Genomic DNA, 14,746 nt, shown 5'->3' on the forward strand with positions numbered 1-14,746 from the left:
AAGCACCAAGGCACCAGGACACAGGAGGCGGTCTGCGATGAAGCGCAGGATTCTCGGCGGCACCGGCATGTCGGTGAGCGAGTACGCGCTCGGCGCGATGATGCTGGGCGCGATGGGCAACACCGACCACGACGAGTGCATCCGGATGATCCACATCGCGCTCGACGCCGGCATCAACCTCATCGACACCGCGGACGTCTACTCCGGCGGGGAGTCGGAGGTGATCGTCGGCAAGGCCCTCAAAGGCCGCCGCGACGGGGTGGTGCTGGCCACCAAGTTCGGGCTTGCGATGGGCGAGGACCCCAACCGGCGCGGCGGCTCCCCCCGCTGGATCCGGCGCGCGGTCGAGGACAGCCTGCGCCGCCTGGACACCGACCACATCGACCTCTACCAGATGCACCGCCCGGACCCGGACACCGACATCGACGACACCCTCGGCGCCCTGTCGGACCTGGTCCGCGCCGGGAAGATCCGCGCCATCGGCGGCTCCTTCTTCGCCCCCGAGGAGACGGTGGAAGCCCAGTGGACGGCCCAGCGCCGCGGCCACCACCGCTTGCGCACCGAGCAGTCCCCGTACTCCATCCTCACCCGCGGCGTGGAGAGCCGTGTGCTGCCGACTGCCCAGCGGTACGGCATGGGCGTGCTGACCTTCGGCCCGCTGAACTCCGGCTGGCTCTCCGGCCGCAGCGACCCCACCGCCGGGCACCGCAATGCCGGGCTCGGCTCGAAGATGTTCGACCTGTCCAAGCCCGGCGTGCAGGCGAAGGCCGAGGCCGTCCAGAAGCTCACCGCGCTGGCTGCCGAGGCCGGTCTGCCGCTGGCCCACCTCGCCATCGCCTTCGTCCGCGCCCACCCTGCGGTCAGCGCCGTGCTGATCGGCCCGCGCCGCCCCGAACAGCTCGCCGATCTCCTGGCGGGCGCCGACGTGAAACTCAGCGACGACATCCTCGACCGTATCGACGCCATCGTGCCGCCCGGCGCCGACGTCAACCCGGACGACTTCTACATCAACCCCACCCCGCCGATCACCGACAAGCGCCTGCGCCGCCGCTGACGCGGGCCACGGGGCCGGTGCGGAACCAACCCATCATGCCCAGCATGGGGAGCCACTGGGGGCGAACCCGTGCTCCAGAGGGTCACTGTCACCGTCGGCGGTAGGGGCAGGCCGATACCGGCGCTCGCGGTGAAAAGGGCCGGCGTCATGCTGATCGACAGACACAGAAACCCCCGGATCAGGTGGAACCCGGTACACCACTTCCCTGGACGCAACCGAGCATTCGTTGTGGGGGGCGGGGATTGCTGCTGCAGTGGGGCCTCGGGGATGATCGCTCATCATGGACGCAGAGAGGTTCGACAAGATTTTCGATCGGGGACGGGAGGCGGTTCTCTCGGGGACGGTTCAGCGCCAGGTTCCTGCTGTCGATGACGGATCGAGATGGGGCATGTCCGTCGTTCTGCGCCCTGACGCCTCCGCCTCGCACACAATCGGCCGACTGACCTCCGAGGCCATGGCCGTGGCGGGTGAGGGGCACTGGCCCACGGGAGCGGTGGCCACCTCGCACTTCACCGTGCGTGCGCTGGAACGGCACCGCAGCCTCGTCCCGGACGGCGATATACGCACGGCCCGGTACATGGCCGCGTTGCGCAAGGCGTCAGCGGGCATTGGGACGGTCCGCTTGGCGCTGAAGGGCCTGACGCTGGCGCCGGGAGGCATCATGGTGTGCGCTCATCCGCAGGATGACGCGATCGACCGCCTGGCCGGCTCGTTCGCTGACACACTGGGTGACGACGGCTGGTACGAGGCCGAGTTCGAGCGCACCGTCTGGTACTCGACGCTGGTCCACTTCACCGAGCAACTCCACAGCCCGCAGGCTGTGGTCGACTGGGTATCCGCGAGACGGGAGCTCGACCTGGGCAGCGTTCAGAGCTCCCAGGCGGACCTCGTCGTGTATCGGTACAACGGAACGGGCATGGGCGTCGAGACACTGGCCGCCGTGCCGCTGGACCACTAACCAGGGCTTGTCCCGTAAATATCAGGTTCAACCGCGGTGGCGCTCCGGCAATCACGTCGGCGGCACCGCCTGCGGCCGACCGCCCGCTCCACCACCGATCCGGATAGTCGCCTGCTGCTCCTGCTGCCCGCATTCGGAGAGGCCGCCGCACCCGCGGTGGCCGCCGAGTGGGCGCCGCGTTGCCCGCAGGCTCGGCTGCCACCTTCCGCCACGGCCCCAGCAGCCGTGGGTCTTCGCCTGGGCCTCGGAGCACCATCCGTCCTTCCGCACAGCGGGCCCCCGGCCGGGGGCCCGCTGCGGTCAGGGCTGTGCAGAGTCGTGTCCCCGGCCTGGCGGATGGCGGATGTCTCCGGTGGCGGTCACTGGGCCGTCGCTGCCTCCAGGTCGGCGAGCAGTTCGGAGGCGGTGAGCGGGTCAAGGTCGCCGAAGCGCAGCGGATAGTGCCGGCTGGACCAGTAGTCGCACGGCTCCGTGTCCAGCCAGACCGTCTCGAAGGTCTGGTCGGGGAACATGTCGACGACACCGACGGCGATGCCCTCGTCCAGGGCGATGACCAGGTGGCGGCCTTCGGCGAGCCGCTTGGAGAACCACCGCTCGATGCCTGCATCATGCGGCACCCCCCGCTCCCACCCCCGCTTGGTCAGTCCGAGCAGGCGGCCCACCGGCACCTTGCACCCTTCGAACCGGTGCAGGCGGTTGGCGGTCTCCTCCTCCCGTGTCAGCCGGAGCACCGGCCGGCCGAGCTGCGCGAAGGGCTGCAGGATCTCGTAGTCCGCGAACAGCTCGGACCACTCCGGCAGCGTGTCGCCGAGGTGCAGCGGGTGGGCAAGCCGGACCGTCGCGTCGTCGGCGAGGGTGAACGCATCGTCGTTGACGTCGGCGAAGCTGCGGTCCTCCGCGACCCGGAAGGAGGTGGCCGTACCGTCCACATCGGCGAGCCAGACCAGTCGGCGTGCCAGATGCCAAACCAGCGGGTGCTGGACGAACAACTCCCGGAACTCCGCCGCAGTCCAGCTCCGCTGCGTGACCATGGCAGCCTCCAGACGGCGGATCTGGTCGGAGGCCACGGTGCGGACGTCCTTCTTCAACGCCATGAAGCGCTTGCGCTCGGCCGGGGCGAGCTCCTGGTCGTCCTTGGCACCGGGGGCGGGCAGATCCTTGCGGCGCTTCCCGTCGGCGTCCAGCACGAAGGGGCGCAGCTGCTCGTCGAAGCCCACGGTGAAGCGGCGTGTGCCGTAGTCGACCACGGTCGTGCCGTCCGGGTCCAGGCCGAGGTCGGGGACGAGGCGGTCCGACAGTTGTTCACCAGTCAGGCCGAGCCCCTCCGCCACCTCGGAGATCTTCTCCTGGGCCCGGACCTTGAGCGCCTTGAACTTCGCCCGCTGCGCAATGCCGTGGAGGTGCATCAGGGCGGCGTCGCTGCCGATCTCGGCCAGCACATTCAGGCCCTCGACCGCGCGGTGGTGCGCACCCTGACCCGGCCAGTCGCGCAGGATCGGGGTGAGCCGGCGCACCGTCTCGTCGTTGCCCCACGGACCGAGCGTCTGCAGGATCCAGCTCTCCTTCGCGGGCATGGCGGCCTGTCGCCACTCCTCGAACAGGGCCCAGGCGAAGGCGGCCAGTGAATCGGCGCGGCACGCCTCGCTGACGACGGTGAGCCCCGGATACGGGTCGCCGGGCCTGGAGAGGGCAAGCATGGTCAGCACATGGCGGACCGCCTCGTCCGGGAGTGCCTCGCCGGAGGTGAGCAGGATCTGCGGGAGCACCGCGGGCTGCACCCAGGAGGGCAGCGCCGGTATCCGGGTGGGGAGCGCCTGCTCCAGCGGATCCACGGCCAGCGCCTCGGCGACGATCTCAGCTGCCTGGCCGCCGTGTTCGGCGGCCACGGCAGCAAGGACAGCGTCCGCGCCCTCGGTGGACGCGACCAGGCGCAGCGCCTGTTCGGCTGCCTTCCGCGCCGGACCGGGCTGCCCGAGCGCGTCCGGTACGAGCATCAGGCCGGCGGCGATCCCGTGTCGTGCGAACCAGGAACGGGCCGTCGTCTGCACGGACTTGAGCCGGATCAGTCCGTCCGCCATCAGCCGGGCCGCACCGAGGTCGAGGAAGGGCATCAGGAGCGGGGTCAGGTGCGCCGGATTGGCCGCGGCCACCTTGAGGACCAGCGGCAGCGCCGCCATTCCGTACTTGGCGACGACGGGCGTGAAGGACTCCTGGCCGCCCCAGAGGTCTTCGGGTCTCCATGTCTCCAGCCACGGAGTGAGCACCTCGACGGGGCCCTGTTTGAAGAGCCGGGTGGTTTGCCAGAGGCCGTAGTTGCCCTTGAGGATCTTGCGGGCCTCCTGGTCCCAGTCGGTCGTCGGCGGGTACTCCCAGCCCCCGGAAGGGTGCCCGGCCCACTGCTCCCTTTCGCCCTCACGCCATTCGAGCCGGCGGGTGTCGTCCGGCTGCAGGCCTGAGAGCACCTGCGGCTTGCGGGGCGTTCGCTTGCGTGTCCAAGGCGGTGAGGCGAGCAGCGGCGGCAGCGCTTGCGGCGATGCCTCGGCTACGCGCTCGCGGGCGCCGTCGAGTGACCGGACCAGTTCCGCCGCCTTGGCGTCGAGTTGCGAGAGCAGCTGCGGCAGCAGGGTGCTGTTGAGGGTGACATGGGTGTTGAGGAGCTGGCGTGCTGCTGGGGCGTTCTTTCCGTCCTTCAGGCCTGCTTCGGCGAGCAGCCGCAGAGCTCGGGCCGGGCAGCGCTGCATGGCCTCCTGGAGCGCGGGGCGGATGTGCTTGTTGTCCATCCGTGCGAGCAGCAGTCCGAACGCCGCATCGGTCGGGAAGTGTGCCACCGCCATGGAGATGCTCCGCAGGTGGTCGGAGTTCCAGCAGCGTTCGACCGCCTCGTTGAGGAAGGGGACGCAGTCCGTGCCGAGGCCGTCGGCGAGTGTGGCGATCAGGGCCACTGACCAGCAGGACCAGCCGAGCTTCGGGGCCGGGCCGAGCCGGGCGACCTGCGCGGGGTCGTCGAGTGCGCACAGCAGCAGGGACCGCAGGGTGTCACCACCGGCTCCGTAGCCTGGCTCCTCGGCGATGCACTCGTCGGCCCATTCGGGGGTGCCCGGGGCGAGATAGGCCGCAACGACCCGACGCCGCGGGGTGGTTCGGCACTCGCGCAGCGCGGCGACGGTCTCCTGGTAGGTCTCCTCGTTCGCGCTCGCGAGGAGCGCCCGTACCCTGTCCGCCGGCGGACGCGCGACAACGCCGCGATGTGGTCGGTCGGGCCCCGGAAGCGCAGCGCCCGGTTGCCCTGGCTGCGTGCGTACTGCTGCCAGTCGGAGTCGATGTCGAAGGCCTCCACCACGGCGCGGGCAGCAAAGGCCAATCCGTGCTCGGCAACCCATGCGTCAACGAACGGAACATCGTCCGCCCCAGCGGTGGACCGGCCGGTCACCAGGCTTGCCAGGGCGGCCGCGCCGAGCGCGTCCGGCTTCCCCGCAAGAGCGGCGCGCGCTGCCCTGACCAGCGCCGGATCCACGTGCGGATCCGTGAGGACCTGCTCGATGCGGTGCGTCTCGGCCCGGATCCGGCCCCGAGTCCGATCAGCCGCGTCCGCCGCCGGAGCGGCGACGCCCCGCGGGACACCGCCGCGCCGCGGGTGGAGCACCCGGCGCCATGAGCTCGGCAGGACGAAGGTGTCCTCGTCGGGAGGCCCGCTCTGCGGCGGCGCCTCCGGCCCCCGCTGCGACAGGGGCGGCGCCGCGGCCACGTCCTGCTGCTGCGGTGCAGGCGGGCCGACCTGCGGTGCGGACGAACCGGCCTGCCGTGCGGACGAACCGGCCTCGAGGTAGCCCTTGCGCTCCTTTTCGGCGACGAGCTTGTCGAAGTGCACCAACGCCGCCTCGGCGGACTCCAACTCCTTCTCCTGGGAGCGCCCCTCGGCGCCGATGCGGCCGTAGCGCACGGTCACCAGAGCATCCTCAACCGCTGCCTCCCAGAATTTCGCCGATCCACCACCGACGAGTTCCCAGCGCCGCACAGCAACCCCTCCCTACCTTCGGCCGGACACCGGCGGCATGACTCGCTCGGTGATCAGTGGGCGTCACCCTAGCCACCGCCTGTGACAAGCGGTCCAGCAGACAGGCAAGGCAGCCTTGGTCGAGGCTCCGCAGCCGCCGGAGCCGTCCGGTGTTCGTGCGCCCGCGGGACGGCACGACCTCCCTGTAGCAAGCCCCGTCGGCTCCTTCGTGGCAGTGGGCGGCTTGGCGGTGGATCAGCTGTCCGCTCGCGGGGGTCCGCCGGGAGGCTGGGGTTGGGGCTGCCCGGCGGGCCAGAGCCGGCGGACGCCTTCGCGTACGGCGTCCCAGTCGGTTGCCACAGCGCGGTCCAGGGCCCGTTGCAGCCAGGCGGCCCGGTCCTGATGCTCCTGGTGCGGCTGCTGCAGGTCCAGGCTGACGCCGGGCGGTGGGCCCTGGGTCTCCAGTCCGGCGACGCCCAGGTCCATGGCGGCGATCAGGTCACGTTCGAAGGCGGTGAGGGCGGCGAGGAAGGCGTCGGTGGCTGCGCTCACCTCCCCCGTCGCGGGCGACGGTGAACTCGATGTCCGGGTCCGGGCCATGTCGCCAGGCGAGGGTGGGGGCCGCAGAACGGCGGATCACTGGTCGTCCACCCCGCAGAGCCCCGCTGCGTCTTCGGTCGTTTCCGCGAGTTGGTCCGTCGTGTCCAGCATGCGCCAGCCGTTCTCCGTCCGGAGCGTCGGGGAAGCCGGGTCCCAGCCACCAGCAACCGCATGGTCCAGCAGCGCGCGGACCGTGCCGGGCTGGTGCAGGTTGAAGTAGCCCCCGGCTGCCGCGGCGAGCCCACCGCTGTGCAGATAGCCGCCAGACGCCGCCCCTTCGGGGCCGTTGGGGAACTCGATCCGCAGACAGCCACGGGCACCCTCAGGCCGAATGATGAGAACCTCCCGGCAGCCCGAGTACCGGCCGTCCCGGACCTGATGCGCATGCCGCACACTCCAGCGGTAGCGCTCGTCTCCGACGACCAGGCGCCGGCTCTGCCTACGGTTGCGTGGCATGCCTTCTCCTCTCGATCACTGCCGCGGGCGCCCCTCGGGAGGCCCGGGCAGATCAGCAGTCCGGAACCCGATCCTCGGGCTCAGCCACCCGACCGGCAGCCAGGACCAGCCGTGAGGTGCGGTGCACCGCCAGGGACCGAATGGGCGGTCGGGGCAGTGGTGAGTGCCGGTCAGACAAGGATTCGGCGACACGGCCACCGAGGCTGCTCATGAAGTGAGCACCATCGACGGTGCTCAGGCGGACCTGGGTGAGCTCGGCCGGCCTGAACACCCTGGCGGGGCAGGCGACTCGGAGGTCGGCGGCGCTGTGCCGCCTCGGCCGGGTCGTCAGCGCGCGCCGGTGGCGTCGCCCGGCTGCGCATCGGCGTCCCGTGTGGGCGCGGACGCCAGCAGGTGCTCGGGCGCGGCCTGCCTCCAGGAGTCGACGAGGATGTCGTACAGCTCCTCCACGCCCTCCAACGCCTTGAGCCGCACGCGAACCCACGAGGATCCGGCCTCGTGCGGCGGGACCCAGAACTTCTCCGGCTCCGCCGCGATCAGTTCCGTGCGCTCGTGCCTGGGACAGCGCACGGCGAAGGATGTCTCGTCGTCGGGCAGAGTGATGAACATCCTCCCCGCGACACGGAAGGTGGGCATGCTCCACGCTTCCTTCTCCACCGTCTCGGGGAAGGACAGCGCGATACGTCGCACGTCGTCGGCACCCATCACGGGACCACCCTAGACGGCGCGCCACACAGGGGTAAGCCGGGCCACGCTCAGCCGGTCGTGCGGCGGACGTCCCGCTCCCCTGCGGTGGCGACAGGCCTGCTTCCGGGGCCGGGCCGCATTCGCCTGCCGCCGGTCCTCACTCGAAGACGATGACCTGGCGCCCGACGACGTCGCCGCGGCCCAGCGCCTCCAGGTTCTCATTGATGTCCTCGAGTTCGACCTTGGTGACGTTGTGCTTGACGAGCCCGGCCTCGGCGAGGGACAGCACCTCGACCAGGTCCAGGTGGTTGCCCCAGAAGGAGCCCAGGTAGGACAGCTCCATCCCGACGAAGGGGAACTGCCGGTGCTCGACGCGGTCGCTCATGAGTCCGACGGCCGCCAGTGCTCCCTCGGGGCCCAGCAGGTCGAACCCCATGGAGATGGACGCCTCGGCGCCGACGCAGTCCAGGATCGCATCGATGGTCCTCCGGCCGGTGAGCCTCTCCAGCTCGCCCTGGATGGCCTCGATGGACTTGTCCCGGATGTTGATCCCGTGGTCCGCGCCGTTCTCCACCGCCACGGCCAGTTTGCCGTCGGTGCGCCCCAGCGCCACCACGGTCGCCCCGCCTCCGAGCAGCCTCGCGTACTGGACCGCGTAGCTGCCCAGACCGCCGATGCCCGTGACTGCGACGGTGCGGCCGGCTCCGAGTTTGCCCGCGTCCCGGAGTTTCCTCATGCCCCGGTACGGGGTCATTCCCGCGTCGGTCATGGGCGCGAGGTTCGCGGGCTCCTTCGCGGCGTCCTCCGAGACCGGAATCGCATGACGGTGCTCCACGGCCATGTACTCGGCGAAGCCTCCCGGCGGGCCGAACCCCACCCACCTGCCGTTGCCGCTGCACAGCTGTTCGTTGCCTTCGCGGCACTGCCGGCAGGTGCCGTCCCCCCAGCTGGGATTGACGACGACCATGTCGCCCTCGGCGTAGCCCACGGTCGCCGGTACCGCGCTGCCCAGCCCCGCTACCCGGCCCGCGACCTCGTGACCGGGGATGTAGGGGAGGTCCACGGGGAACGGGCCCTTGAAGTAGCCGTCGACGAGCTGGTAGTCGCTTCGGCACATGCCTGCTGCGGCGACCTTCAGCAGGATCTCGTCCGGCCCGGGCTCGGGCACCGGAACCTCTTCGATCCGGAGGGGTTCCTGGTATCCGTGCATCCGAGCTGCTCGCATCTGCATGGCGTGGGCCTCGCTTTCGCCGGCAAGCCGGAAGCGGTTCGGGCCGTGCAGGGTGGCAGGAGCCGGGTTCCGTCGTCGGTCACCGTGGCCGCCGCTTCGGACATGTTCAGGTTCCCACGCCCGCCACCGGGACGCATCCGCCGTAGTCTCTCCTCACCCGGGGCAACTCCACGACGTCACACCGTCCCGCGGTGGTCCCGCCCGGCTGTGCAGCACCACCCATCAGTGACGCCTCCGTGACATACGGTCATTCGGTGTGGCCGTCGTCGTCACCGGGTCGCGGACGGTGGCCGATGACGTGGACAAGAACCACAACCGGCAGCTGCTCGTCGTGTCCCGGGCGCCGGGGCAGGCGTACAGCAGCGCCTTCTGGTCGTCACCGCTGCGCAGGGCTGCCGGGGCCTGGGGGCGTGACTCCCCGCGCCGCCCCGGCATCGGCCCGCATGGAGCCCGGCCCCGGTGAACACCGCCTGGACGGCGGCCGAACCGGACGGGAAACATCCAGTTGAGCTGCGGGTATGTCCGTGCCCCCCGCTACGGTAAGGACTGTGAGTCACCCTCAACCAGCCACTCCGCACCGACCCGGCGCCAACGGCGCGATGAGCGGGCCGGTCCGCTCCGGCGTCCCCGAGCACGGCCGGCTGCCCAAGTACTACGCGGTCAAGGCGCAGCTCTCGGAGCTGCTGGACGAGCTGGGCGAGGGCGGCCTGCTGCCCACCGAGCGGGATCTGGCAGTCCGCTACGGGGTGGCCCGGGAGACGCTCCGCCAAGCGCTGCGCGAACTGCTGCTGGAGGGCAGGCTGCGACGCCGCGGCCGAGGCACCGTGGTCGCGGGCTCCAAGCTGGAGCAGCCGCTGTCGCTGGCCAGCTACACCGAGGGGGTACGGCGCCAGGGCCTCAGCCCGGGCCGCCGGCTGGTAGCCCTGGACCGCTTCCCGGCCGACGCCGATCTGGGCGCCCGGATCGGCGCTGCGGCGGGCGATCCGGTGTGGCACATGGAGCGGGTGCTCACCGCGGACGACGAGCGGGTGGGGCTGGAGAGCACCTACCTCCCGGTGGCGCGGGCCCCACGGCTGGACGAGGAGTTCGACCCCGACTCCTCCTTCTACTCCTACCTTCAGGAGCGGCTCGGGATCATCGTCGGCGGGGCAACCGAGCGGATCGAGACCGTCCTGGCCACTCCGCGGGAGGCGCTGCTGATCGGGACCCCGCCGGCGCTGCCGATGCTGCTGCTCCAGCGGACCAGCCGGGACCAGCACGGTGAGCCGCTGGAACGGGCGCGGTTGCTCTACCGCGGTGACCGGTTCAGCTTCACGGCCGAGCTTGCGCCCCAGGGCTGACGGTCCGTGCACGGTCACGCCGAGGAGGGGCGCGCCCTTTTGATAACAGAAAGATAACGGGTCTAGTCCATGTTTCGGCCGTCATTCACCTCGCGTTCGCTGCCGGATGGCCACCCCTGCATCTGATCCGCGCAGCCTGTGGGGCATGCGAGTGACAATCGTCGGAGCAGGCGTCCTGGGCACCATGCACGCCTGGCATGCGGTCGAACGCGGCCATGAGGTCGTCCACATCGAGCGGGAGGACGAGGCGCGCGGCGCCTCCGTACGCAACTTCGGACTGGTCTGGGTCAGCGGCCGGGCCTCAGGGCCGGAGCTGGACACCGCCCTGCGGGCCCGGGAGCTGTGGGAGCGGATCGGCCGGGACGTCCCCGAGCTCGGCTTCCGCCCCAACGGCTCGCTGACCGTCCTGCGCACCGAGGCCGAACTGGCCGTGGCCGCCGAGGCCGCCGCCCGCCCGGACGCCGCCGTCCGCGGCTTCAGACTGCTGGACGCCGCCGAGGCCCGCACCCTCAACCCCGCGCTGCGCGGCGAGTTCCACGGCGCGCTGTGGTGCGAGCGGGACGCCGCCGTCGAGCCGCGCACCGCGCAGCGGGCGCTGCGCGCCAAGCTGCTCGCCTCCGGCCGTTACACCTTCCTCGGCGGCCGCGAGGTGCGCGAGGTCGTCGACGGCAGCACGGTCCGCGACGACCACGGCGAGCTGCACACAGCCGACGCCGTCGTGCTGTGCACCGGCGCCTGGCTCGGCGGCCTGGTCCGCGAGCTCGTCCCCGGCCTGCCGGTCCGCCGGGTCCGGCTGCAGATGATGCAGACCGACCCGCTCGGCGAGCAGCTCACCACCTCGGTCGCCGACGGCGACAGCTTCCGCTACTACCCCGGCTTCGCCGGCCCCGGCCTGGACGCCCTCAAGGCAGCCCACCCCCAGCACCCTGTCGCCGACGAGCACCGGATGCAGCTGCTCATGGTCCAGCGCCGCGACGGCGGGCTGACCATCGGCGACACCCACGAGTACGACCAGCCGTTCGGCTTCGACGTGGTCGAGGACCCGTACACCTACCTCGCCGAGGTCGTCGAGCGCATCCTCGGCCGCCCGCTGCCGCCCGTCCGCCGCCGCTGGGCCGGTGTGTACGCGCAGTGCACGGACACCACCCGGGTCGTCCACCGCCAGCAGGTACGCGACGGCGTCTGGCTGGTCACCGGGCCCGGCGGCCGTGGCATGACCTGTTCGCCCGCGATCGCCGAGACCACCGCCGACATCCTCGGCCTCTGAACTCCTCCACGCGCAAAGGAACACATCGCGATGACCACCAACCACCCCGCCATCCGCCTGGTCGTCCTCGACATGGCCGGCACCACCGTCGCCGACGGCGGCCTGGTCGAACGCGCCTTCCGCGCCGCCGCCGCCGAGCTCGGCGTGGAGGACGGCAGTGCCGAGCACACCCGGATGCTCGACCACGTCCGCGCCACCATGGGCGAGAGCAAGATCTCCGTCTTCCGCCACCTCTTCGGCGACGAGGACCGCGCCCAGCAGGCCAACGGCGCCTTCGAGACCGCGTACCACGACCTGGTCGACGAGGGCCACTGCGCGCCGCTGCCGGGTGCCGCGGAGGCGATCGGCGAGCTCCGTGGCGCCGGCCTCAAGGTGGTGCTCACCACCGGATTCTCCCGCGCCACCCAGGACCGCATCCTGGCCGCCCTGGGCTGGCAGGACCTCGCCGATCTCACCCTCTGCCCCGCCGACGCCGGCCGCGGCCGCCCCTTCCCTGACCTGCCCCTCACCGCGCTGCTGCGCACCGCCGTCGCCGACGTCCGCGAGATCGCCGTGGCCGGCGACACCGGCTACGACATGCTCAGCGGCCGCCGTGCCGGTGCCCGCATCGTCGCCGGTGTCCTCACCGGCGCCCACGACGAGTCCCGGCTGCGGGCCGACGGCGCCACCCATGTGCTGGCATCGGTGGCCGACCTGCCCGCCCTGGTGCTCGACAAGGCCTGAACCACGACGCCGGTCCGCGCCACTCCCCCACCGCGCGCCCCCAGCCCTGCGGACACCGCCGACCGGGTCCAGGCCCGCTCCGGCTTCCGCTGCCGCGGCGCCCGCGTGTCCGGCCCCGGCGGCGTCGTGCGGGCCGACAAACTGAGCCCCGCCTCCAGCGGAGGACTCGCCTGGCCGCCCTGCCCTCCCGGGCGGGGCGGCCTTCGTCGCATGTGCCCGCAGCCCACCGCCGCGAACGTCCCTCGTACGGCGCCTGAGAACGCGATGCCGCACCGCCGGCTCGGGCACCGGCGGCCTCAGGCTCCGGGCTGTTCCACGACCGGCGCATGCAAGACCGCCCGACAGCGAACACGGGCGGTGAACGAGCAGGTCGGATGCCTGGGGGACGGGCAGAACCCTACCGAGCGGTCCCAAAACGACGATCGGCGGAGACGGATACGTCTCCGCCGCCGCCGTACCGGGTCGGGTCGGGCCGGATCGGGCCGGATCGGGTCGGATCCGGCCCGGAACCTCGCGGCCGGGCATCCGGGGCAGAGCCCCATGCCCGGCCGCGAGCCTTCGTCAGTGCCCCGTCTTCTCCAGGAAGACCGGGTTGGTCAGCGCGGCCATCGGGCCAAACAGCAGCGCGTCACCCATGGTGTTGCCCTGCCCCGGGGTGCCGTCCGGCATCGGGTGGCGGACCTCGGCGCGCACATAGGCGGCCAGCGAAGCGGTCGTCCGCCAGGTCACGGTGCCGGTTCCGGAGGCGCTCAGCGACTGCTGGTGCATCTGGCCCTCGTCGGTGATGAAGCGGACCGTGCCGTTCGGCACACCCTCCACATCCAGGCGGATGTCCACCGGCACGTCGGCGGGCACACTCAGCTTCTCGCCGATGCCGGCCTGCTTGCCGTTGCCGCTGGCGGTGAAGGTCAGCTTGACGGCAGAGGACTCCGCGATCCAGTTACGGCCCGCACGGATACCGTCCATGATCGAATCGGTGGCCAGGTCGTCCGCGTAGACGACATTGTGCGGCAGGCCGATGACCTGCGGGTCGCTGTGGGCGTCGCTGTTGCCCATAGCCGGCAGCCAGCGCTTGCCGGTGCGGACGGCCTCGCCCAGCTTCTGGTCCCAGGTGCTCACCGCGTGCTCGTCGTCGTAGGTCCACGGGCCGGTCCACACCTCGGTGGCATCGGCGTCGTCGAAGCCGAACTTCCACTGGCAGGCCACGTAGGCGCAGTACATGTGGGCAGGCACCACCAGGCCGCCGCTGCGGCGCACCTGACGCGAGAAGCGGGCGAACGCGTCGTCGCGGGAGCGGTAGCGCCAGTCGATCCACTCACCTGCCGGGATACCGAGGGCCAGCCAGTGCCCGTTGCGGGTGGTGACCTCCTCGCCGGTGATGATCAGCAGGTCGGGTCCTGCGTACTGACCCCACACCGCGTGCGAGGCAGGGGTGTTGTGGTCGGTGGAGACCATGAAGTCCAGGCCCGCAGCCCGGGCGCCGGTGGCGACCTCGACGGGCTGGCGCTTGCCGTCGGAGTACACGGTGTGCAGGTGGCAGTCACCGCGGTACCAGTCGCGGCCGCGGCCCTTGGCCCGCTGCGGCGGGTAGTTCTTCACAAAGGCGGGCCCGGGCTCACCGTAGGTGAGCGTGACCTGGACCTGGTAGTTCATCCCCTGCGGCGCCACCTGGTAGGGGCCGAGGACGATGTTCCACGTCCCGGGGTTGATCGGACCCGGCAGGTAGCCCGGGGTGGCCTCACTGTTGCTGATCTCGAACGAGGTACGGAATCCGCCGGACCAGCCCCGGAAGCCGCGACCGCCGAGGGCGATCCCCCGCTCGTCGAACACACCGATGTCGCAGGAGTTGCCGGGGGTGCCCGAGGGGACGGCCGGCTTGTCATAGGAGTACGAGACGGCGATCTTCTGGACCCCGCGGGGGATCTCCACGGGGACGTAGACGAAGTCCGCGACTCCGGTCTCCAGGTGCCCGGTGATGACACGGGTCACATCGCCGCTGCTCGGAGGGGTGCCGACGGACGACCCGTCGGCTGCCTGGGCGAAGGAGACCGGGGCGAGGGTGAGCGCGGCCGCACCGGCCACCCCCGCGGTCAGCAGCCGGCGGCGGCCCAGTCCCGCACGCGAGTCGTCGACAGCCGAGTCATCGGATGGCAGGACATCTGCATGGTGCTCGCAGTGACCGTCCAGGCACATGGTGGTTCTCCGTAAAGTCGGTGACGGGTGCATCACGGATGCACCGGAAACCTCTAGACCTTCACCCCGCTCCACGAACAGCCGATGATCCCCGGATGGCCTGCCCGCTAAGCGCGGAGGGCTGATCAGGCAATCCCCCGAGTGCGGCACCGGTGGTTCAGGTCGAGTTCAACCGTGATCCGCCTGGACGTCGCACGCCTCCCCAGCAGCGCCGTTCCCAAGCCTGTCCGGCTGCGGTGGTCC

Annotated in this window: 13 protein-coding genes; 6 read left to right on the forward strand and 7 right to left on the reverse strand. The window is 71.3% G+C overall.

What is annotated here, in order from left to right; genetic code table 11:
- Window positions 1–37 precede the first annotated feature (37 nt).
- Entirely contained in the window at window positions 38–1,054 is a 1,017-nt protein-coding gene (locus AB0761_RS00820; protein WP_377266875.1) for an aldo/keto reductase, read from the forward strand.
- 388 nt (window positions 1,055–1,442) lie between these two features.
- On the forward strand, window positions 1,443–2,012 hold the full coding sequence (locus AB0761_RS00825; RefSeq protein ID WP_377266876.1) for a hypothetical protein: 570 nt from the start codon (window positions 1,443–1,445) through the stop codon (window positions 2,010–2,012).
- A gap of 359 nt (window positions 2,013–2,371) precedes the next feature.
- On the opposite strand, the gene AB0761_RS00830 is transcribed toward AB0761_RS00825, so the two are convergent.
- The 6 genes from AB0761_RS00830 to AB0761_RS00855 all read right to left on the reverse strand — a co-directional run bounded on the left by AB0761_RS00830 (window position 2,372) and on the right by AB0761_RS00855 (window position 8,917).
- Complete coding sequence (locus tag AB0761_RS00830) at window positions 2,372–4,954, reverse strand: DUF4132 domain-containing protein (RefSeq protein ID WP_377266877.1); 2,583 nt, start codon at window positions 4,952–4,954, stop codon at window positions 2,372–2,374.
- Window positions 4,945–6,027, reverse strand: coding sequence for a WGR domain-containing protein (locus tag AB0761_RS00835; RefSeq protein WP_377266878.1), 1,083 nt, complete (start codon window positions 6,025–6,027; stop codon window positions 4,945–4,947). The genes AB0761_RS00830 and AB0761_RS00835 overlap by 10 nt, the downstream gene beginning before the upstream one ends.
- A gap of 234 nt (window positions 6,028–6,261) precedes the next feature.
- On the reverse strand, window positions 6,262–6,606 hold the full coding sequence (locus AB0761_RS00840; protein WP_377266879.1) for a DUF5984 family protein: 345 nt from the start codon (window positions 6,604–6,606) through the stop codon (window positions 6,262–6,264).
- A 36-nt stretch (window positions 6,607–6,642) separates the two neighbouring features.
- Window positions 6,643–7,062, reverse strand: coding sequence for a hypothetical protein (locus AB0761_RS00845; protein WP_377266880.1), 420 nt, complete (start codon window positions 7,060–7,062; stop codon window positions 6,643–6,645).
- Between the two features lie 327 nt (window positions 7,063–7,389).
- The gene (locus AB0761_RS00850) at window positions 7,390–7,767 is read right to left on the reverse strand and encodes an MmcQ/YjbR family DNA-binding protein (RefSeq protein ID WP_377266881.1); all 378 of its coding nucleotides are present in this window, start codon (window positions 7,765–7,767) and stop codon (window positions 7,390–7,392) included.
- Between the two features lie 139 nt (window positions 7,768–7,906).
- Window positions 7,907–8,917 (reverse strand): NAD(P)-dependent alcohol dehydrogenase, encoded by a 1,011-nt coding sequence (locus AB0761_RS00855; protein WP_377266882.1) that lies wholly within the window; start codon window positions 8,915–8,917, stop codon window positions 7,907–7,909.
- 319 nt (window positions 8,918–9,236) lie between these two features.
- Between AB0761_RS00855 and AB0761_RS00860 the strand changes: the two genes are divergently transcribed.
- From AB0761_RS00860 to AB0761_RS00875, 4 genes are all read left to right on the forward strand, one after another.
- Window positions 9,237–9,443, forward strand: a complete 207-nt coding sequence (locus AB0761_RS00860; RefSeq protein WP_377266883.1) for a hypothetical protein — start codon at window positions 9,237–9,239, stop codon at window positions 9,441–9,443.
- A 136-nt stretch (window positions 9,444–9,579) separates the two neighbouring features.
- The gene (locus tag AB0761_RS00865; protein ID WP_377273899.1) at window positions 9,580–10,320 is read left to right on the forward strand and encodes a GntR family transcriptional regulator; all 741 of its coding nucleotides are present in this window, start codon (window positions 9,580–9,582) and stop codon (window positions 10,318–10,320) included.
- A gap of 145 nt (window positions 10,321–10,465) precedes the next feature.
- A complete protein-coding gene (locus tag AB0761_RS00870) occupies window positions 10,466–11,587 on the forward strand; it encodes a TIGR03364 family FAD-dependent oxidoreductase (RefSeq protein WP_377266884.1) in 1,122 nt (373 codons plus the stop codon).
- Window positions 11,588–11,617: 30 nt separating this feature from the next.
- A complete protein-coding gene (locus tag AB0761_RS00875; RefSeq protein WP_377266885.1) occupies window positions 11,618–12,310 on the forward strand; it encodes a phosphonatase-like hydrolase in 693 nt (230 codons plus the stop codon).
- 561 nt (window positions 12,311–12,871) lie between these two features.
- Here the strand turns inward: AB0761_RS00875 and AB0761_RS00880 are convergent.
- A complete protein-coding gene (locus AB0761_RS00880; RefSeq protein WP_377266886.1) occupies window positions 12,872–14,503 on the reverse strand; it encodes a CehA/McbA family metallohydrolase in 1,632 nt (543 codons plus the stop codon).
- Window positions 14,504–14,746 lie beyond the last annotated feature (243 nt).

The organism is Peterkaempfera podocarpi (assembly GCF_042466665.1).
Classification (GTDB): domain Bacteria; phylum Actinomycetota; class Actinomycetes; order Streptomycetales; family Streptomycetaceae; genus Peterkaempfera; species Peterkaempfera podocarpi.

What these genes read in the sequence shown, in the direction of transcription:
- AB0761_RS00820 (WP_377266875.1), top strand. Translation starts at nt 38, where the DNA reads ATGAAGCGCAGGATTCTCGGCGGCACCGGCATGTCGGTGAGCGAGTAC.
- AB0761_RS00825 (WP_377266876.1), top strand. Translation starts at nt 1,443, where the DNA reads ATGTCCGTCGTTCTGCGCCCTGACGCCTCCGCCTCGCACACAATCGGC.
- AB0761_RS00840 (WP_377266879.1), bottom strand. Translation starts at nt 6,606, where the DNA reads ATGGCCCGGACCCGGACATCGAGTTCACCGTCGCCCGCGACGGGGGAG.
- AB0761_RS00845 (WP_377266880.1), bottom strand. Translation starts at nt 7,062, where the DNA reads ATGCCACGCAACCGTAGGCAGAGCCGGCGCCTGGTCGTCGGAGACGAG.
- AB0761_RS00850 (WP_377266881.1), bottom strand. Translation starts at nt 7,767, where the DNA reads ATGGGTGCCGACGACGTGCGACGTATCGCGCTGTCCTTCCCCGAGACG.
- AB0761_RS00865 (WP_377273899.1), top strand. Translation starts at nt 9,580, where the DNA reads ATGAGCGGGCCGGTCCGCTCCGGCGTCCCCGAGCACGGCCGGCTGCCC.
- AB0761_RS00870 (WP_377266884.1), top strand. Translation starts at nt 10,466, where the DNA reads ATGCGAGTGACAATCGTCGGAGCAGGCGTCCTGGGCACCATGCACGCC.
- AB0761_RS00875 (WP_377266885.1), top strand. Translation starts at nt 11,618, where the DNA reads ATGACCACCAACCACCCCGCCATCCGCCTGGTCGTCCTCGACATGGCC.
- AB0761_RS00880 (WP_377266886.1), bottom strand. Translation starts at nt 14,503, where the DNA reads ATGTGCCTGGACGGTCACTGCGAGCACCATGCAGATGTCCTGCCATCC.